17 protein-coding genes are annotated in these 18,200 nt (G+C 63.3%); 11 read left to right on the top strand and 6 right to left on the bottom strand.

Features of this window, described 5'->3' with window-relative positions:
- Nucleotides 1–17: 17 nt before the first annotated feature.
- A complete protein-coding gene (locus CUJ91_RS00760) occupies nucleotides 18–1,646 on the top strand; it encodes a tetratricopeptide repeat protein (RefSeq protein ID WP_114155693.1) in 1,629 nt (542 codons plus the stop codon).
- A 56-nt stretch (nucleotides 1,647–1,702) separates the two neighbouring features.
- Here CUJ91_RS00760 and CUJ91_RS00755 read toward each other — a convergent pair whose 3' ends face one another.
- Nucleotides 1,703–1,927, bottom strand: coding sequence for a cysteine-rich CWC family protein (locus CUJ91_RS00755; protein ID WP_081653027.1), 225 nt, complete (start codon nucleotides 1,925–1,927; stop codon nucleotides 1,703–1,705).
- Between the two features lie 261 nt (nucleotides 1,928–2,188).
- Here CUJ91_RS00755 and argB point away from each other — a divergent pair, with 261 nt between their 5' ends.
- The 7 genes from argB (at nucleotide 2,189) to CUJ91_RS00715 (ending at nucleotide 9,401) form a co-directional block, all read left to right on the top strand.
- Entirely contained in the window at nucleotides 2,189–3,088 is a 900-nt protein-coding gene (argB, locus tag CUJ91_RS00750; protein WP_006050522.1) for an acetylglutamate kinase, read from the top strand.
- Between the two features lie 103 nt (nucleotides 3,089–3,191).
- On the top strand, nucleotides 3,192–3,995 hold the full coding sequence (locus CUJ91_RS00745) for a pyrimidine 5'-nucleotidase (RefSeq protein ID WP_006050523.1): 804 nt from the start codon (nucleotides 3,192–3,194) through the stop codon (nucleotides 3,993–3,995).
- Nucleotides 3,962–4,636, top strand: a complete 675-nt coding sequence (slmA, locus tag CUJ91_RS00740) for a nucleoid occlusion factor SlmA (RefSeq protein ID WP_114155692.1) — start codon at nucleotides 3,962–3,964, stop codon at nucleotides 4,634–4,636. The genes CUJ91_RS00745 and slmA overlap by 34 nt, the downstream gene beginning before the upstream one ends.
- A gap of 307 nt (nucleotides 4,637–4,943) precedes the next feature.
- Nucleotides 4,944–6,089: a homoserine O-succinyltransferase MetX gene (gene metX, locus CUJ91_RS00730; RefSeq protein WP_006050525.1), complete on the top strand. Its 1,146-nt coding sequence runs from the start codon at nucleotides 4,944–4,946 to the stop codon at nucleotides 6,087–6,089.
- Nucleotides 6,086–6,694: a methionine biosynthesis protein MetW gene (gene metW, locus CUJ91_RS00725; RefSeq protein ID WP_006050526.1), complete on the top strand. Its 609-nt coding sequence runs from the start codon at nucleotides 6,086–6,088 to the stop codon at nucleotides 6,692–6,694. Before metX ends, metW begins: the two co-directional genes overlap by 4 nt.
- A 14-nt stretch (nucleotides 6,695–6,708) precedes the next feature.
- On the top strand, nucleotides 6,709–8,103 hold the full coding sequence (locus CUJ91_RS00720; RefSeq protein ID WP_114155691.1) for an AmpG family muropeptide MFS transporter: 1,395 nt from the start codon (nucleotides 6,709–6,711) through the stop codon (nucleotides 8,101–8,103).
- Entirely contained in the window at nucleotides 8,100–9,401 is a 1,302-nt protein-coding gene (locus CUJ91_RS00715) for a M48 family metallopeptidase (protein ID WP_114156657.1), read from the top strand. The genes CUJ91_RS00720 and CUJ91_RS00715 overlap by 4 nt, the downstream gene beginning before the upstream one ends.
- A gap of 113 nt (nucleotides 9,402–9,514) precedes the next feature.
- Here the strand turns inward: CUJ91_RS00715 and CUJ91_RS00710 are convergent, their stop codons facing one another.
- The 5 genes from CUJ91_RS00710 to gatC form a co-directional block, all read right to left on the bottom strand.
- Entirely contained in the window at nucleotides 9,515–10,297 is a 783-nt protein-coding gene (locus CUJ91_RS00710; protein WP_114155690.1) for an exodeoxyribonuclease III, read from the bottom strand.
- A gap of 67 nt (nucleotides 10,298–10,364) precedes the next feature.
- Nucleotides 10,365–11,201: a PPK2 family polyphosphate kinase gene (locus tag CUJ91_RS00705; RefSeq protein WP_006050530.1), complete on the bottom strand. Its 837-nt coding sequence runs from the start codon at nucleotides 11,199–11,201 to the stop codon at nucleotides 10,365–10,367.
- Between the two features lie 175 nt (nucleotides 11,202–11,376).
- The gene (gatB, locus tag CUJ91_RS00700; RefSeq protein WP_114155689.1) at nucleotides 11,377–12,852 is read right to left on the bottom strand and encodes an Asp-tRNA(Asn)/Glu-tRNA(Gln) amidotransferase subunit GatB; all 1,476 of its coding nucleotides are present in this window, start codon (nucleotides 12,850–12,852) and stop codon (nucleotides 11,377–11,379) included.
- 5 nt (nucleotides 12,853–12,857) lie between these two features.
- On the bottom strand, nucleotides 12,858–14,345 hold the full coding sequence (gene gatA / locus CUJ91_RS00695) for an Asp-tRNA(Asn)/Glu-tRNA(Gln) amidotransferase subunit GatA (protein ID WP_053858938.1): 1,488 nt from the start codon (nucleotides 14,343–14,345) through the stop codon (nucleotides 12,858–12,860).
- Nucleotides 14,346–14,562: 217 nt separating this feature from the next.
- The gene (gene gatC, locus CUJ91_RS00690) at nucleotides 14,563–14,862 is read right to left on the bottom strand and encodes an Asp-tRNA(Asn)/Glu-tRNA(Gln) amidotransferase subunit GatC (protein WP_006050533.1); all 300 of its coding nucleotides are present in this window, start codon (nucleotides 14,860–14,862) and stop codon (nucleotides 14,563–14,565) included.
- 377 nt (nucleotides 14,863–15,239) lie between these two features.
- Here gatC and CUJ91_RS00685 point away from each other — a divergent pair, with 377 nt between their 5' ends.
- The 3 genes from CUJ91_RS00685 to mreD all read left to right on the top strand — a co-directional run bounded on the left by CUJ91_RS00685 (nucleotide 15,240) and on the right by mreD (nucleotide 18,068).
- Entirely contained in the window at nucleotides 15,240–16,283 is a 1,044-nt protein-coding gene (locus tag CUJ91_RS00685) for a rod shape-determining protein (RefSeq protein WP_004189550.1), read from the top strand.
- Between the two features lie 151 nt (nucleotides 16,284–16,434).
- A complete protein-coding gene (mreC, locus tag CUJ91_RS00680; protein ID WP_114155688.1) occupies nucleotides 16,435–17,559 on the top strand; it encodes a rod shape-determining protein MreC in 1,125 nt (374 codons plus the stop codon).
- Nucleotides 17,556–18,068 (top strand): rod shape-determining protein MreD, encoded by a 513-nt coding sequence (gene mreD / locus CUJ91_RS00675; RefSeq protein WP_006050535.1) that lies wholly within the window; start codon nucleotides 17,556–17,558, stop codon nucleotides 18,066–18,068. The genes mreC and mreD overlap by 4 nt, the downstream gene beginning before the upstream one ends.
- Nucleotides 18,069–18,200: the final 132 nt, after the last annotated feature.

Raw genomic sequence — 18,200 nt, 5'->3', positions numbered from 1 at the left:
TCTCGGCCGCAATCCTCATGGTCGACTCCGACATCCCGTCAGCTTTCCTTAATTTCATGCAGCAAGCCGCCGCAGCGCGTGTGAGCGGCGCGGTTGAGCCGGAAGCACAAGCGCTTCGCGCGGCAGCGCAGCTTCATCCGCTGGATGAGGACTCGCTGACCTCGCTCACTCAGAATCTGATCGGGCAACAACGCCTGGGCGATGCGATCGAACTGGCCTCCATTATTGCCCAACTGGATAGCGGCAACGCGCGTGCGCACTTCCGTCTCGGTTACGCGCTTCAGGTCGCGGACCGGCACGGCGAGGCGGTCGCTCCCTACCGCCGCGCGCTCGCACTCGAACCCACGTTGCCGTCGCTACGCAGCAACCTCGCTGGCGCGCTTTCGCTGTCGAATGGCGACCTTCGCGAGCAAACTGCGCTTCTTGAACAAGCCGTGCTCGCACATCCCGACGATGGAAACGCCTGGACCAATCTTGCAAACGCTTATCGCCAGAACCTGGATTTGTCGGGCTCGCTCAAAGCCGGCGAGCGAGCGGTTCAATGCGCGCCGTCCAGTGCGCTCGCCCACAACAACTATGCACTGGCGCTAAGAGAGGCACAACGTTGGGACGCGGCTTTGCAGGCCGCTGAAACAGCCTGCACACTCGCGCCCGACCACGCGGGCATGCGTTCGAATCTGTCGATGCTGCAACTGATGCGCGGCGACTACGCGAACGGCTGGCTCTCGCATGAGGCGCGCTGGAGCGGCTCGTCGGAGCTGCGCGGCAATCGTCCCGCCTTCCCGGCGCCGACCTGGAAGGGCGAGCCGCTCGCCGGCAAAACATTGCTGGTATGGGGCGAGCAGGGCATGGGCGATCTGCTGCAATTCTGCCGCTACATTCCAATGCTGGCCGAGTACGTGCATCGCGAAGGCGGCCGTCTCGTGTGGAACTCGTTCCCGCAGATGGGCGGCTTGATGGCGCGCAGTCTGGCCGCTCACGTCGATCAGTTTTCGGCGGGCGGCGGTGTCGAATCGCTGCCGCCCTTCGACTTCGAGATTCCATTGCTGAGCCTGCCGCTGGTCTTCGGCACGAGCGAGGCGACCATCCCGTCACCCGGGCCTTATCTTCACGCGGACGCCGCTGCTCTCGAGCGCTGGCGTCAACGGCTCGCCGGCGAGCCGAGGCTCAAGGTCGGACTCGCGTGGACGGGCAGCCACGGGCATCAACGCAATCCGTTTCGGCGTGTCGGCTGGGAACGCTATGCGGAGCACTTTGCGGGCATGCGCAATGTGGCGTTCTACTCGCTGCAACCGGGCGCGAGCGCCGACGTGAACGCAGCCGCGGCCGCCGGCCTGCCGATCACCGACTACACCGCCGAATTCGCCACGTTCGACGACACCGCAGCGTTCGTCGGCGCGCTCGATCTCGTCATTACCGTTTGCACGTCGGCCGCGCATCTGAGCGGCGCACTCGGGCAACGCACGTGGGTGCTGCTCGACGTCAACCCGCACTGGGTCTGGCTGATCGATCGACGCGACAGCCCGTGGTATCCGAGCGCGACGCTGTACCGGCAGCCGGGCTTCGGCGAGTGGACGCCGGCGCTTGAAGCCGTCGCCCGCGATCTGGAAGCGCTCGCGGCACAGCACGTCGCCGTACAACGCTAAGCGCTAAAGCGAGGAGCGAGCGTGACCGTGAGCCTGACCGCCCATAGCAGACGCGTTCACGGCACGTCCGCACCGGGCTCCGGCTGAGCCGTCCGCGCGATTTCCGCAGCGAGGCATTCGGGGCAAAGGCAACGGCCGGCGGGGTCCAGCCGCTCGCGCGGCAGTGCCGGCATCTCGCGGCACCAGCAGTCGAAAGGCTCTGCGTGCATCGCGCAATCGAACGCATTGCCGCAGCGCGGGCAGCGCGCGCTGCCTGGTGGGCGGGAAACAGACGGTTTCATGACAGGCGGACGGTCTCGCGGGCATCGACAGGGAAATGATGCCACGGCTTGCGTCCTACCGTGAGTCGTCCATTCGGCTAGTTCACAGGCACACGGAAGACGCGCTACGCTTGACTCCGAGTTGCCGCTGCAAAGCACGGTTTCATAGCACGCAAACGCGGCGTTGCACGCCGCCGCCGCACGCGTCGAAAACCCTGTTGCAGCGCGCCAGTCCTGTACAATTCGCCCTGTTTTAACTGTTCCGTGCCCGAGCCTGCCGCCATGTCCGAGCTTCCCGACCTTTCGCAGATTGCGCCCACCCTGAAGGCTGAAATCCTGGCCGAGGCGCTGCCCTACATTCGCCAGTATCACGGTAAGACCGTGGTCATCAAATACGGCGGCAACGCCATGACGGAGGAGCGGCTGAAGCAGGGCTTCGCGCGCGACGTCATTCTGCTGAAGCTGGTCGGCATCAATCCCGTCATCGTGCACGGCGGCGGTCCGCAAATCGACCACGCGCTGAAGAAGGTCGGCAAGCAGGGCACGTTCATTCAAGGCATGCGCGTTACCGACGAAGAGACGATGGAAGTCGTCGAATGGGTGCTCGGCGGCGAAGTGCAGCAGGACATCGTCACGCTGATCAATCACTTCGGCGGTCACGCGGTCGGTCTGACGGGCAAGGACGGCGGCTTGATCCACGCGCGCAAGATGCTGATGCCGGACCGCGACAATCCCGGCCAGTACGTCGACATCGGCCAGGTCGGCGAGGTCGAGGCGATCAATCCGGCCGTGGTGAAGGCGCTGCAAGACGACGCGTTCATTCCCGTCATCTCGCCGATCGGCTTCGGCGAAGACGGGCTGTCGTACAACATCAACGCCGATCTCGTCGCGGGCAAACTGGCGGTCGTGCTGAACGCCGAGAAGCTCGTGATGATGACGAACATCCCCGGCGTGATGGACAAGGAAGGCAATCTGCTGACCGATCTGTCCGCGCGCGAAATCGACGGGCTCTTCGCCGACGGCACGATCTCGGGCGGCATGCTGCCGAAGATTTCGTCGGCGCTCGATGCCGCGAAGAGCGGCGTGCGCTCGGTGCATATCATCGACGGGCGTATCGAACATTCGGTGCTGCTCGAAATTCTCACCGAACAGCCGTTCGGCACGATGATCCGCTCGCATTGATGCCTGCGTCACACGGGGCACACGGGGCGCGCCGCTGCACCGCGCCTCGTGTGTCCATCACGCCGCTAGCCGCAGCGCCCGGCGCCTGAACAGCACTCTTCCCATGCGCACTCCGACTTCCCGGCGCCGTCGTCCGCAGATCGCAAGTGGCGGTCCGGTCTGGCTGTTCGATCTCGACAATACGCTGCATCACGCGTCGCACGCGATTTTTCCCGCCATCAATCAGGCGATGACGCAGTACATCATCGACGCGCTGCAAGTCGAGCTCGACGAAGCGAACCGCCTGCGCACCGGCTACACGCAACGTTACGGCGCGGCGCTGCTGGGCCTCACGCGCCATCATCCGCTCGATGCAAACGACTTCCTGAAGGTCGTCCACACGTTCCCCGATCTCGGCTCGATGATCCGCCACGAGCGAGGCGTCGCGCGTCTCGTCGCGGCGCTGCCGGGCCGCAAGATCGTGCTGACCAACGCGCCCGAAAGCTATGCGCGCGCAGTGCTCGCGCAACTGCGAATCGAGCGTCTGTTCGAGCAGGTGATCGCCATAGAGCATATGCGCGACCGGCGCCGCTGGCGCGCGAAGCCCGATCACGCGATGCTGCGCAAGGCGATGCGCGACGCGCATGTGTCGCTGAAAGACGTGATCCTCGTCGAAGACACGCGCTCGCATCTGAAGAACTATCGGCGGCTCGGCATCCGCACGGTGTGGATTACCGGCCATCTGCCGCGTAAGCCGCATATGGACGGCGTGCCCACGCGTCTGCCGGGCACCGGCCGGCCGCATTATGTCGATCGCAGCATTCGTTCGTTAAAATCGCTACGACTGAGCACCCGCTCGGTTCGATTGAAGCGCCAGCAGACGGGACGACAGCCATGCAGCCGATCGACAAGCCTGACGAAGCCCTAGCCGAACCCGACCCCGCTGCAGCGGCTGTCCCGCGAGCGCAGCGTCTGAAGCCAGGCGAGCGCCGCGTGCATATCCTGCAAACGCTCGCCGCGATGCTTGAAGCGCCGAAAAGCGAAAAGATCACCACCGCCGCCCTCGCCGCGCGGCTCGGCGTATCGGAAGCGGCGCTTTATCGTCACTTTGCGAGCAAGGCGCAAATGTTCGAAGGACTAATCGAGTTCATCGAACAGACCATCTTCGGCCTGATCAATCAGATCGTCGACAAGGAAAACAACGGCGTACTTCAGGCGCGCGCGATCGCGTTGATGCTGCTGAATTTCTCCGCGAAAAATCCTGGCATGACGCGCGTGCTGACATGCGAGGCGCTCGTCGGCGAACATGAACGGCTGACGACGCGCGTCAATCAGATGCTCGAGCGCGTCGAAGCTTCGCTGAAGCAATGTTTGCGCTTGGCTGCGGTGAGCGTCGATGCGTCCGCACACGAAGCGCTCGCGCCTCTTCCGGCGGACTACGATCCTGCGGTGCGCGCGAGTCTGCTGTTGAGCTATGTCATTGGACGCTGGCATCGCTTTGTCCGTAGCGGCTTTGTGCGCATGCCGGCCGACGACGCCGATTCGCAATTGCGAGTGATCCTTCAGTAGCGTTCTCGGGAAGCCGCGTGGGCTGCCGGCCAGACGTTGCCGCCCGGAATTTTCCGCTATACTTTGCGCCTGACTGCGGCCCTTGCATTACCTGAAAGCACATGACAGGTATCGAGGGAACCGCCTTCCAGAACACACGTACTACGCGCCGATTTGCTGACTCGATTGCGGGCGCGCGAACCAGTGGAACAATTCCGCGGTTCACTATAAATGCGGCTAAAGAGGTCGTCAGCCGCGCACAAGTCGTTCTCCTCCGTGCTTTGCCGACGCCGTCTAGCCGCCCTGTCTTTGTCAAATGGCGGAATGAATGGAATCGATCGGTATCGTCGCTCCACAAAAAATGCATTTCACCGAGCCGTTGCGTCTGCAAAACGGCAGCTCGCTTGCCGGCTACGACCTGATGGTCGAGACCTACGGCACGCTCAACGCCGCGCGCAGCAATGCGGTGCTCGTGTGTCACGCGCTCAACGCATCGCATCATGTGGCGGGTGTCTATGCGGACAATCCAAAGGACATCGGCTGGTGGGACAACATGGTCGGCCCAGGCAAGCCGCTCGATACGGATAAGTTCTTCGTGATCGGCGTGAACAATCTCGGCTCGTGCTTCGGCTCGACGGGGCCCATGAGTATCGATCCGGCCACCGGCAAGCCGTATGGCGCGGCCTTCCCCGTGGTGACGGTGGAAGACTGGGTCAATGCGCAGGCGCTCGTCGCGGACCGGTTCGGCATCGAGCGCTTCGCTGCGGTCATGGGCGGCAGCCTCGGCGGCATGCAGGCGCTCGCGTGGAGCATGATGTATCCGCAGCGTGTCGCGCATTGCATCGTGGTGGCGTCCACGCCGAAGCTGTCCGCGCAAAACATTGCGTTCAACGAAGTGGCGCGCTCGGCGATTCTGTCGGACCCCGACTTTCACGGCGGCAACTACTACGCGCACAACGTGAAGCCGAAGCGCGGCTTGCGCGTCGCGCGCATGATCGGCCACATCACCTATCTGTCGGACGACGACATGGCCGAGAAATTCGGCCGTTCGCTGCGACGCGCGGAAGGCGCGCTCGACGCGTACAACTTCAACTTCGACGTGGAGTTCGAGGTGGAGTCGTACCTGCGCTATCAGGGCGACAAGTTCGCCGACTATTTCGACGCGAACACGTACCTGCTGATCACGCGCGCGCTCGATTACTTCGATCCGGCGAAAGCCTTCGAAGGCGATCTGACAGCGGCCCTTGCGCACACCACGGCGAAATATCTGATCGCCAGCTTCTCAACCGACTGGCGTTTCGCGCCGGCCCGCTCGCGCGAACTCGTGAAGGCGCTGCTCGATCACAAGCGCACCGTGACGTACGCGGAAATCGACGCGCCGCACGGCCACGACGCCTTCCTGCTCGACGACGCGCGCTATCACAACCTGATGCGCGCCTACTACGAACGCATTGCGAACGAGGTGAACGCATGAACCAGCGAGCACTCGATTATCTGGCGCTGCGCCCGGACTTCCGCGCGATCGCCCGCTGGGTCGAACCGCGCGCCACGGTGCTGGACCTGGGTTGCGGCGACGGCTCGCTGCTGTCGCTGCTCACCGAGGAACTGGACGTGCAAGGCTACGGCATCGAAATCAACGACGCGGGCGTGCTGGCCGCGACGCAAAACGGCGTCAACGTGATCCAGCAGAATCTCGAAGACGGCCTGCGTCTTTTCGAAGACGGCAGCTTCGATTTCGCGGTTTTGTCGCAGACGCTGCAAACCATTCATCAGACCGCGGCGATTTTGCGGGAAACCGTGCGCGTCGGTCGCGAATGCATCGTGTCGTTTCCGAACTTCGGCTATTGGGCGCATCGGCTTTCCGTAGTTCGGGGACGCATGCCGGTGTCGAAGTCGCTGCCCTATCAATGGCACAACACGCCTAACGTGCGCGTGCTGACCATCAAGGACTTCGAGGCGCTCGCGCCCGAAGTCGGCATCGAAATTCTCGACCGTGTCGTGCTGCACGACGGTCAGACGGTGCGGTGGGGCGTGAACTGGCGTGGTAGTCTTGCGGTCTATCGCGTCAAGAAAAGCTAACGCAAGCTATCCACATGTCGAACCCGCCGCACGAGGCGCCTGCACTTACCGCTCACGAAGAACATCCCGGCTGGCGCGCGTTTTTTAATACGCGCATGCTGATCTGCGTCTTTCTCGGCTTTACGTCGGGATTGCCGCTGTTCACGCTCGTCTATCTGGTGCAGGCATGGTTGCGCTCTGAAGGCGTCAATCTGAAGGAGATTGGCCTTTTTGCGCTGATCCAGTTTCCCTATACCTGGAAGTTCATCTGGGCGCCGCTGATGGATCGCTACGTCCCGCGCTTTCCGGGCTGGCGTCCGGGCAGACGGCGCGGCTGGATGCTCGTCACGCAGATTCTGGTCGCGGGCGCTATCGGCACGCTTGGGTTCGTGTCGCCGAGCGACTCAATCTGGACCGTCGCGGCATTGACGGCGCTCGTCGCGTTTTTCGGCGCAAGCCAGGACATTTCAATCGATGCCTACCGGCGCGAGTTGCTAAGCGACACGCAACAGGGTCTCGGCAATGCGGTGCATGTCAATGCCTACAAGATCGCGGCACTAGTGCCCGGTTCGCTGGCGCTTATTCTGTCGGATCATTTGCCGTGGACTACCGTGTTCATCGTGACCGCTGCGTTCATGGTGCCCGGCATGGTGATGACGCTTGTCGTACGCGAGCCCGAAGTGCACGGCACGCCGCCCAAGAATTTGCGCGACGCGATCGTGCAGCCGTTCCGCGAATTCGTCGAGCGCGATGGCTGGCGCGGCGCGCTGTTCGTGCTCGGCTTCATCTTTCTGTACAAGCTCGGCGACACGATGGCGACGACGTTGTCCACATCGTTCTTCCTCGACATCGGTTTCTCGCGCACGCAGATTGGCGTGATCGCGAAAACGACGGCGTTTGGCGCGAGTCTCGCGGGCGGAATTGTCGGCGGCATCTGGCTGATGAAGATCGGCATCGGCCGCGGCTTGTGGATCTTCGGCATCCTGCAGATGGTGTCGACGCTCGGCTTCGCCTGGCTCGCGCATCTCGGACCGGCATCGCCTGGCTTGACGGCGATTTACGACATCGCCGTGTGGACCAGCGAAGGCACGACGAAGCTGCTGTCGTGGGTCGGCATCGACTGGTCGGTGCAACTCGAACCGCGCTCGGTCGCGCTCGCGCTCGTCTACGGTTTCGAAACTTTCTCCACCGGTCTGACGATGGCGGCCTTCACCGCGTACATCGCCAGCACGACCGATCCGCGCTATACGGCCACGCAGTTCGCGCTCTTTACGAGCTTGGCTTCGGTGCCGCGCACGTTGGCGTCGGCGGCGAGCGGCTATGTGGTCGCGAAGATCGGCTGGTTCGACTACTTCATTGTCTGTACCGCGTTGGCTGTGCCGGGCATGCTGCTTCTGTTGCGCATCGCGCCGTGGAGAGTGCGGTCGTGAAGGTGCTTTTCGCAAAACAGCCATTGCGCCTGGGTGCGCGCCGCGGCGTCGCGTTGCGCGATGCTGGCCGTGGTGCGCTTCGCGCAGCGTTGTGGGTCGGCTGTTCGGGGTTTGTGAGTTTGATCGCGCCGTCCGCTGCTGTTTACGCAGCCGCTGGAACGCCGGCCGCCGGAACGCCAGCCACTGGAGCGCCGGCCGCCGCCGCGCCGATCACCGCTGCACCGCCCGCCGCTAACAGCGCCGCGGCCGGCACGTCGCTCAACGCTGCAACGGCTGCAGCGCCGCAACCGCCCGGGCCCGCGGCTAAATCTGCTGCGGCGGCCACGAACGCCGAAAGCGCGCCGGCTGCACCGCCGGCCGCGAACAGCGCGACGAGTTCCGGCAACGCGCCGCCAGGACCAACCGCTCAACCATCCGCGAGCGCGAAAGCCGCGGCGCCGACGTCATCGCCCGCTGGCGCTGCGAAGCCGGCTGCGTCGTACGGCCCGAGCAACCAGTTGCGTTACGGCGGCTATCTGGTGTTCCGCAACCTGATTCCGTCGCCGATGCTCGAGGCGCAAGCCGCCGAAGAGTTCAGCCAGATCGCGTACGGCGCCGAGCACGCCAACCGTCTATACGGCGACGCCGACGCGCACGTCACGCGCGTGCGCTCGATCGTCGACAAGATGGTTCCGTACTCGCTCAAATGGAACGAGCGGGCGAAAGGCTGGAAGTGGGACGTCGCCGTCGTGCGTTCGCCCGACATTCGCATGTACTGCCTGCCGGGCGGCAAGATCGTCGTGTACGGTGGGCTGCTCGACCGCGCGCATCTGAACGACAACGAGCTCGGCATGCTGATCGGCCATGAGATCGCGCATGCGCTGCGTGAACATGCGCGTGAGCGGCTCGGTCAGTTGCAGGCAAGCCAATTGGATTCGTCGGGTACGATCCCGCAGCTCTTCGGTCTCGCGGACCTGGGCGCGGCGCCGCTTGGCATCGGTTCGCGCCTGCTCGAAATGAAGTACGAAAACACGGACGAAACCGAAGCCGACGTGATCGGCAGCGACATCGCCTCTCGTGCGGGCTTCGATCCGCGCGCGGCAGTCACGCTGTGGGACAAGCTCGCGCAGGCCACGCGCAGCAATCGCGAGCAGGGCTTTATCTACGTGCATCCGTACTCGCCCGCGCGCCGCCAGGACATCGTCAAGCGTCTGCCGGACATGCTGCCGCTTTATGCCAAGGCCATCGGCAAAACCGTGGATGCGCTGCCGGACTATGCGGGCATAGGCCGTCCGCGCCGCAAGCTGGCGCGCGATTAACGGGCGTCACGCTTCACGCCTCCGCGATCTCGAGCGCGCGTCTTGCGGACGCCGCTCAAGCGCTCTTACCGACGCGGCGCTTCAACTCAAGGCCGCCGCGCAGAATCTAAAACTCACTTCTTCGTCACGTCGTGATCGTAGTCGACCGTCAGCGGCGCGTGATCGCTGAACTTGATGTCGCGAAACACGTCAGTGCGTTTCGCCTTGCTCGCGATGCCCGGTGTCGCGATCTGATAATCGATCCGCCACCCCACGTTCTTCGCATACGCCTGGCCGCGATTGCTCCACCACGTATATTGCTCGGGCCGCTGATCGAGCGTGCGGAAGACGTCGACGTAACCGACTTCGTCGAACAGTTTGGTGAGCCACGCGCGCTCTTCCGGCAGGCAACCCGAATTCTTCTGATTGCTCTTCCAGTTCTTGATGTCGATTTCCTTGTGGACGATATTCACGTCGCCGCACAGGATCACTTCGCGCTCGCGCGCGAGCTGCGCGAGATGCGGCATGAACTCGTCCATGAAACGATACTTGGCCTGCTGACGCTCTTCGCCGCTCGACCCTGACGGCACATACACCGACACAACCGACAGCTTGCCGAAACGCAGTTCGACATAACGCCCTTCGGGATCGAATTCCTCGCTGCCGAAGCCGATCACAACCTCATCCGGCTCGTGACGCGTATAGACGCCCGCGCCGCTATAACCCTTCTTCACCGCGTGCTGGAAATAGCCGGTGAAATCATGCGGCGCGAGGAATTCCGGCGTCATGTCGTCCTGCGAACATTTGATTTCCTGCACGCAAAGTACGTCGGCATTCTGCTCGCCGAACCAGTCGAAAAAACCCTTTTTGGCCGCTGAGCGGATGCCGTTCAGGTTGGCGGTAATCACACGCAACATGTCGTTCCTTTGTGTTCGATTCGTTTGGAGATTCGTCTTCGAGATGGTTTTCCGACGACGCCGAAAGTCATTCGATCTTCACGCCTTTCAGCGATTCCTTGGCCGGCGGGAATTCCAGCTTCAGGTCCTGGAAAGTGCGCAATAGCAACTCGGCGACCATCACATTGCGATGCGTTTTCGAGTCCGCGGGAATGACGTACCACGGCGCGTATTCGGTCGAAGTCGCGGCCAGCGCGTTGCGATAAACGCCCTGGTATGTGTCCCACTGCTTGCGTGCGTCGAGATCCGCTACGTCGAACTTCCAGTGCTTGGTCTCATCGTCGACGCGCGCCTGAAGCCGCTCGCGCTGCTCGTCCTTCGAAATATGCAGCATGCACTTGATGATCGTCGTGTCGCTATCGGCAAGCAGTTCCTCGAACTGGCGAATGTGGCGGCAGCGCACGTCGAATGCATTCGCGTCGATGTTGCCGAGCACGGTCGGCACCAGCAGGTCTTCATAGTGGCTGCGATTGAAGATTGTCAGTTCGCCCGCAGCGGGCGCTTGCGCATGCACGCGCCACAGGAAGTCGTGCGCGAGTTCGTCGGGCGTCGGCGCCCTGAACGGCGCGATGCGCAGGCCGAGCGGGTCGACTTCGTGAAATACGGCGCGAATCGTGCCGTCCTTGCCGCTCGTGTCCATGCCTTGCAGGACCAGCAGCACGCGGCGTTTTCGTTGCGCGTGCAAGCGTTCCTGCAAGACGTCGAGCTTCGCGCCGATCTCGGAGAGCCGCTCGCGGTCGGAATCTTTCGATCCCGTGGAAAAAGGCTTCGACGCGGGATCGAAATCGTCGAGCGAGAATTTGCCGTTCTTTTTGCCCTCGAAATAAGGCACGCGGAAATCGTCGAGGTCGGGTCGCTTCGCCATCCACACACTCCGTAATCTGCGTTCGGGTTCGCAAAAGCGGGCCCGCAAATGAAACGGGCCGTTGCCGCACTTTCGTTTCCGGCAACAGCCCGCGGTCGCCGAAGCGCAAACAATGCCTCGGCTATAGACGTTCGACCGCACGTCTGTCAGGTTTCAGCCTGGCCCGAACGAGGCGTCAGCCCAGCTTCTTCTTCAGCAGTTCGTTCACCTGCGCCGGATTCGCCTTGCCCTTCGTCGCCTTCATGGCCTGGCCGATCAGCGCGTTGAACGCCTTCTCCTTGCCCGCGCGGAATTCTTCCACCGACTTCTGGTTCGCCGCGAGCACCTCGTCGATGATCGCTTCCAGCGCGCCGGTATCCGAAATCTGCTTCAAGCCCTTCGCTTCGATGATGCGGTCCGCGGCGGCCTCGTCGGTCGCCTTCTCTTCCCAGATCGCGAGGAAAATTTCCTTCGCGATCTTGTTGGAGATGGTGCCGTCGGCGATACGTTGCAACAGCAGCGCGAGTTGCGCGGACGACACCGGGCACTCGGCAATGTCGAGACCTTCGCGATTCAGTTGCGACGACACTTCGCCCATCACCCAGTTCGCCGCGACCTTCGCGTTGGCCGCGCCGAGCTTCTCGACGACCGCTTCGAAATACGCGGCCGTCGCCTTGCTCGACGTCAACACGTTTGCGTCATACGGCGTCAAACCGTATTGCGACACGAAACGCTGCTGGATCGTTTCCGGCAACTCCGGCATGTCGCGCTTCACGCGCTCGACCCACGCTGCGTCGATCACGAGCGGCATCAGATCGGGATCGGGGAAATAGCGGTAATCGTGCGCGTCTTCCTTGCTGCGCATCGAGCGCGTTTCGCGCTTGTCCGGATCGTACAGACGCGTTTCCTGCACCACCGTGCCGCCGTCTTCGATGAGTTCGACCTGACGGCGCACTTCATACTGGATCGCTTCTTCGAGGAAGCGGAACGAGTTGAGGTTCTTGATCTCAGCACGCGTGCCGAATTCGGCCTGGCCGACCGGACGCACCGACACGTTCGCGTCGCAACGGAACGAGCCTTCCTGCATGTTGCCGTCGCAAATGCCGAGCCACGTGACGAGCGTGTGCAGCGTCTTGGCGTAGGCCACCGCTTCAGCCGCGCTGCGCATTTCCGGCTCAGTGACGATTTCGAGCAACGGCGTGCCCGCGCGATTCAGGTCGATGCCGGTCATGCCCGCGAAATCTTCGTGCAGCGACTTGCCCGCGTCTTCCTCGAGATGGGCGCGCGTCAGATTGACGACCTTCGTGTAGGCCGCCGTGCCCGCCTTCTCGTTGGCCGGCACCTGGATCGTCACCTGGCCGCCTTGCACGACGGGAATCTCGTACTGGCTGATCTGATAGCCCTTCGGCAGATCGGGGTAGAAATAGTTTTTACGCGCGAAGATGCTGCGCGGCGCGACCGTTGCGCCGATAGCAAGACCGAACTCGATTGCGCGCTCCACGGCGCCGCGGTTCATCACCGGCAACGTGCCGGGCAAGGCCAGATCGACGGGGCAAGCCTGCGTGTTCGGCGCGGCGCCGAATTGCGTGGGGGCGCCGGAGAAAATTTTAGATTGCGTGGACAGCTGCGCGTGGGTCTCCAGACCGATCACGACTTCCCATTGCTTGGTCATGGTGCTCACACTCCTGCCGGTGCCTTGCGGTGCCAGTCGGTCGCGCGCTGGAACGCGTCGGCCACCTGCAGCATCCGGGCTTCATTGAAATAGTTGCCGATGATCTGCAATCCCACCGGACGCTGTGCATTCGTGCCCGCGCCGAAGCCGCACGGCACGCTCATGCCCGGCAAGCCGGCGAGGCTCACGGACAGCGTGTAGATATCGGCGAGATACATCTGCACCGGGTCGTCGCCCTTCGCGCCGAGATCCCACGCCACCGAGGGTGCGACCGGTCCCATGATGACGTCGCACTGTTTGAACGCCTCCTGGAAATCCTGCGCGATGATGCGGCGAATTTTCTGCGCCTGAAGGTAATACGCGTCGTAATAGCCGTGGGAAAGCACGTAAGCGCCGACCATGATGCGACGCTTCACTTCGGGCCCGAAGCCTTCGGCACGCGACTTCTTGTACATGTCGAGCAGATCGCGATATTCCGCGGCGCGATGGCCGAAGCGCACGCCGTCGAAGCGCGACAGGTTCGACGATGCCTCCGCCGGCGCGATCACGTAATAGACCGGAATGGACAGCTCGGTCTTCGGCAGCGATACGTCGACGAGCGTGGCGCCGAGCGCCTCGTATTGCTTGAGCGCGGCGTCGACCGATGCACGCACGTCGTCGGCGAGACCGGCGCCGAAGTACTCTTTCGGCAAGCCGATGCGCAGACCGTCGAGCGGCTTGCCGGCGCCGTCCTGCTTCCATGCCTGACCGAGATAGCGCGTGTAGTCTTCGTCGTCGCGCACGAGGCTCGTGGAATCGCGCTGGTCAAAACCGGCCATTGCGTTAAGCAGCGTTGCGCAGTCAGCGGCGCTTTGCGCCATCGGACCGCCCTGATCCAGCGACGACGCAAACGCGATCATGCCGTAGCGCGACACGCGGCCGTAAGTCGGCTTGATGCCGGTGATGCCCGAGAACGACGCCGGCTGACGGATCGAGCCGCCGGTATCGGTGCCGGTTGCAGCAGGCGCGAGACGCGCGGCCACAGCCGCCGCGGAGCCGCCTGACGAACCGCCCGGCACTGCCTGACGATCCCACGGGTTCTGGACGGGGCCAAAATACGAATTTTCGTTCGACGAGCCCATCGCGAACTCGTCCATGTTCGTCTTGCCGACGCACACCATGCCGGCGCTCTGCAGACGCTCGACCACGGTGGCGTCGAACGGGCTTTCGTAGTTCGACAGCATTTTCGAGCCGGCCGTGGAGCGCCAGCCTTTGGTGACGAACACATCCTTGTGCGCGATCGGCACGCCGGTCAGCGGGCCGCCGTGGCCCGAGTGAAGCAGCGCGTCCGCGGCTTTTGCCTGAGCGAGCGTGAGATCCGGGTCCACCTGGATGAACGCATTGAGGCCGCGCGCCGCGTCGATGCGTTTTAGATAGAGCTGAGCCAGCTCGACTGCGGAGCATTCCTTGGCGGCCAACGCGGCGCGCAGTTCGGTCAAACTTTTTTCATGCATTGCGTGTTGTCCTGGAAAGCGCGGCAACGCGGATCGCGCTGCCGTGGAAGCGTTCGGTTGCGGGCCGGCGAACCGGGCCGAGGTGTCGACGAACATATCGGCGAACATACCGGCGACAAGCGAAGCTGCGCGCGCCGGATTCGGCGCGGCATGCCGCTCGCGGTGGTGGCTCGCGGCCCGCAAGCCGCGCCGCGCCCGCCGCGCGCTGATATCGCCGTTATTCGATCACCTTCGGCACGAGATACAGACCGTCCTGCACGGCCGGTGCGGGACGCTGGAAAGCCTCGCGCTCGATCGTTTCGGTCACCGCGTCGTCGCGCAGACGCAGCGCGACGTCTTCGATCTGCTCGATCGGATGGGCAAGCGGTGCGATGCCCGTGGTGTCGACCGCCTGCATCTGCTCGACGAGGCCAAAAAACTCGTTGAGCTGGACAAGCGTGTGTTCGGCGTCGGCGTCGGCCAGTTCGAGCCGCGCGAGATGCGCGATGCGCTTAACATCGGTCAGGGTCAAAGCCATGCAGTCACCGGAAAAAGTGGCGGACCGCCGCAGCCGGAAAAGCGCGCTGCGACAGCGAGTTAGGACGCTGGAGGAAGACCTCGAAAAAGGGGCCGGCGGCGGCAAAAAGTGCCGTCCGTTTCCTTCAAATCATCCAAAATTATAAGGTATCATTACGCGTTCGACCCAAACCCGGACCGACTTACCCAGGCCTTTCTGGACATTTCGTAAAGAGAGTTCGGATATTTCTGACCTGGCTTTGTATCGGCCTCCGGTAGACTCCCCCGCAGCTTCAAGTTCCAGTGGCGCCGCTTCGCCAGGTTGAAGCTGTTATTTTTTTTCCGCTGCCGCCCTGCGCAACGTTGCGAGGCCCGGCCCCAAGCGAGACAGGATTTTGAATGTTCGGTTTTTTGCGCAGCTACTTCTCCAACGATCTGGCGATTGATCTAGGCACCGCCAACACGCTTATCTACATGCGTGGCAAAGGCATCGTTCTTGACGAACCGTCGGTGGTGTCCATCCGCCAGGAAGGCGGTCCCAACGGCAAGAAAACCATTCAGGCAGTCGGTAAGGAAGCCAAACAGATGCTCGGCAAGGTGCCGGGCAACATCGAGGCGATCCGCCCCATGAAAGACGGCGTGATCGCCGACTTCACGGTGACCGAGCAGATGATCAAGCAGTTCATCAAAACGGCTCACGAATCGCGCATGTTCTCGCCGTCGCCGCGCATCATCATTTGCGTGCCGTGCGGTTCGACCCAGGTCGAGCGCCGCGCGATCAAGGAAGCCGCTCACGGCGCGGGCGCATCGCAGGTCTATCTCATTGAAGAACCCATGGCCGCGGCAATCGGCGCTGGCCTGCCGGTGTCGGAAGCCACCGGCTCCATGGTCGTCGACATCGGTGGCGGCACGACGGAAGTCGGCGTCATCTCGCTCGGCGGCATCGTGTACAAGGGCTCGGTGCGCGTAGGCGGCGACAAGTTCGACGAAGCCATCGTCAACTACATCCGCCGCAACTACGGCATGCTGATCGGCGAGCAAACCGCCGAAGCCATCAAGAAGGAAATCGGTTCGGCCTTCCCCGGTTCCGAAGTCAAGGAAATGGAAGTGAAGGGCCGCAATCTGTCGGAAGGCATTCCGCGCAGCTTCACCATCTCCAGTAATGAGATTCTCGAAGCGCTGACCGATCCGCTGAATCAGATCGTGTCGTCGGTGAAGATCGCGCTCGAGCAAACGCCGCCGGAACTCGGCGCGGACATCGCCGAACGCGGCATGATGCTCACGGGCGGTGGCGCACTGCTGCGCGATCTGGACCGCCTGCTCGCCGAAGAAACCGGCCTGCCGGTGCTCGTCGCCGAAGACCCGCTGACGTGCGTCGTGCGCGGCTCGGGCATGGCGCTCGAGCGCATGGACAAGCTCGGCAGCATCTTCTCGTACGAGTAAGCGAGCGAGTTCGATGTCAGCAGCGCGGATCTGGCAAACGGCCCCTTGCGGGCCCGTTTGCCGTTGGCTGCGCCGCCCAGCGTCCGTACGCTGAACCGCGTTTTTAGCGCGCCGCCGCCTCACACAACCGCTTACGCCCCCGGCGCCGACCATGGAATACAGTCCGCCGCCTCTGTTCAAGCAAGGCCCGTCCGCCCTCGCACGACTCGTGTTTTTCGTCGTGCTGGCGCTCGCCCTGCTGATCTCCGACGCACGCTTCAAGACGCTCGAAATCGTTCGCGGCGTGCTCGGCGTGGGTCTCTATCCGTTGCAGCGCGCAGCGCTGGTGCCACGCGACGTCTTCATGGGCGCCGCCGATCTGGCCGTGACGAGCGCCACCTTGCGCAGCGACAACGAAAAGCTGCGCACGCGCAACCTTCAACTGTCGCAGCAGGCCAATACAGCCGCCGAACTCTCCGCTGAGAACGGCCATTTGCGCGCATTGCTGCAACTGTCGCAGCGCGCGACCACGCAATCGTTGCCCGCTGAAATCCAGTACGACACGCGCGATCCGTTCACGCAAAAGGTCGTCATCAATCGTGGCGCGCAGCAAGGCATTCAGAACGGCTCGCCGGTCGTGAACGAAGACGGCGTGATCGGTCAGGTGACCCGCGTGTTCCCGCTGCAGGCCGAAGTCACGTTGCTGACCGACAAGGATCAGGCCGTGCCCGTGCAGATCGTGCGCACCGGCTTGCGCAGCGTCATTTACGGCACGCTTAAGGGCGATACGCTCGACCTGCGCTTCGTGCCGATCAGCGCCGACGTTCAGACGGGCGACGAACTCGTCACGAGCGGGCTCGACGGTGTGTATCCGCCGGGGCTGCCGGTCGCCAAGGTCGTGCGCGTCGACAAGCAGGCGGACACCGCCTTCGCGCGCGTGATCTGCCTGCCGATTGCGCCGGTGCGCGGCGCGCGTCAGTTGCTGGTGCTGCATTATGTGAACGACGTGCCGCCGCGTCCCGCCGAAGAGCCCGACCCGGCCGCAGCCGCCAAAGAGGCGGCCAAAGCGAAAAAAGGCGCGAAGGCAGACGGCAAGGCCGCCGCCGACAAATCCGCGAAACCGGCGGAAAAACCCGGCGCGGACAAAACCGCCGCGGCCAAACCTGCGGACAATACGCCAGCCCAAGCTGCGCAAGCAGGCAAGCAAGGCGCCGCCGACCAGAAATCCGCTGCATCGAAGAAACCCGCCGCCGCCGAAAAAGCGAAGCCGCAAGCCGCGCCCGGGGCAAAGCCATGAACCGCCCTCAATACATTCTGCAGCCGGTCAATCCCTACTTCATCGCATTCAGCCTCGCCGCGGCGTTTCTGCTGAATCTGATGCCGTGGGGCCGCATGATCGGCGTGCCCGATTTCGTCGCGCTCGTGCTGCTGTTCTGGAACGTGCACCAGCCGCGCAAGGTCGGCATGGGTATCGCGTTCTTCCTCGGCCTGCTGATGGACGTGCACAACGCAAGCCTGCTCGGCGAGCACGCGCTGGCGTACACGCTGCTCTCGTACGGCGCGATCACGATCCATCGCCGCGTACTGTGGATGTCGCTCGGCGTGCAGACTTTTGCAGTCATGCCGCTGCTCGTGACTGCGCAAGTAGTGCCGTTCGTGATCCGTCTGCTGACGGGCGCGGCATTTCCCGGCTGGGGCTATCTGGTCGACGGTTTCGTCGAAGCCGCCCTCTGGCCGGTCGCGAGCGTGCTGCTGTTGATGCCGCAGCGCCGGCCCGCCGACCCCGACGACACGCGGCCGATTTAACCAGGCGTCGAGCGCGCCGGCCGTCCATGGAACGTATGTTTTCTGCCCGCCCGACGCCCACTGCCGTTCATGCCTTCCGGTTTCGCCCGGATCAGGCGCACACTCATGATGGCCGTCGCCCGGCCTTTTGCA

This window comes from Paraburkholderia graminis (assembly GCF_003330785.1).
GTDB lineage: Bacteria > Pseudomonadota > Gammaproteobacteria > Burkholderiales > Burkholderiaceae > Paraburkholderia > Paraburkholderia graminis.
Note: the sequence above shows the minus strand (reverse complement) of the source record. Positions and strands in the feature narration are given on the sequence as shown.

Coding starts and splice junctions, on each gene's coding strand:
- CUJ91_RS00760 (WP_114155693.1), top strand. CDS start 18: ATGGTCGACTCCGACATCCCGTCAGCTTTCCTTAATTTCATGCAGCAA.
- CUJ91_RS00755 (WP_081653027.1), bottom strand. CDS start 1,927: ATGAAACCGTCTGTTTCCCGCCCACCAGGCAGCGCGCGCTGCCCGCGC.
- argB (WP_006050522.1), top strand. CDS start 2,189: ATGTCCGAGCTTCCCGACCTTTCGCAGATTGCGCCCACCCTGAAGGCT.
- CUJ91_RS00745 (WP_006050523.1), top strand. CDS start 3,192: ATGCGCACTCCGACTTCCCGGCGCCGTCGTCCGCAGATCGCAAGTGGC.
- slmA (WP_114155692.1), top strand. CDS start 3,962: ATGCAGCCGATCGACAAGCCTGACGAAGCCCTAGCCGAACCCGACCCC.
- metX (WP_006050525.1), top strand. CDS start 4,944: ATGGAATCGATCGGTATCGTCGCTCCACAAAAAATGCATTTCACCGAG.
- metW (WP_006050526.1), top strand. CDS start 6,086: ATGAACCAGCGAGCACTCGATTATCTGGCGCTGCGCCCGGACTTCCGC.
- CUJ91_RS00720 (WP_114155691.1), top strand. CDS start 6,709: ATGTCGAACCCGCCGCACGAGGCGCCTGCACTTACCGCTCACGAAGAA.
- CUJ91_RS00710 (WP_114155690.1), bottom strand. CDS start 10,297: ATGTTGCGTGTGATTACCGCCAACCTGAACGGCATCCGCTCAGCGGCC.
- CUJ91_RS00705 (WP_006050530.1), bottom strand. CDS start 11,201: ATGGCGAAGCGACCCGACCTCGACGATTTCCGCGTGCCTTATTTCGAG.
- gatB (WP_114155689.1), bottom strand. CDS start 12,852: ATGACCAAGCAATGGGAAGTCGTGATCGGTCTGGAGACCCACGCGCAG.
- gatA (WP_053858938.1), bottom strand. CDS start 14,345: ATGCATGAAAAAAGTTTGACCGAACTGCGCGCCGCGTTGGCCGCCAAG.
- gatC (WP_006050533.1), bottom strand. CDS start 14,862: ATGGCTTTGACCCTGACCGATGTTAAGCGCATCGCGCATCTCGCGCGG.
- CUJ91_RS00685 (WP_004189550.1), top strand. CDS start 15,240: ATGTTCGGTTTTTTGCGCAGCTACTTCTCCAACGATCTGGCGATTGAT.
- mreC (WP_114155688.1), top strand. CDS start 16,435: ATGGAATACAGTCCGCCGCCTCTGTTCAAGCAAGGCCCGTCCGCCCTC.
- mreD (WP_006050535.1), top strand. CDS start 17,556: ATGAACCGCCCTCAATACATTCTGCAGCCGGTCAATCCCTACTTCATC.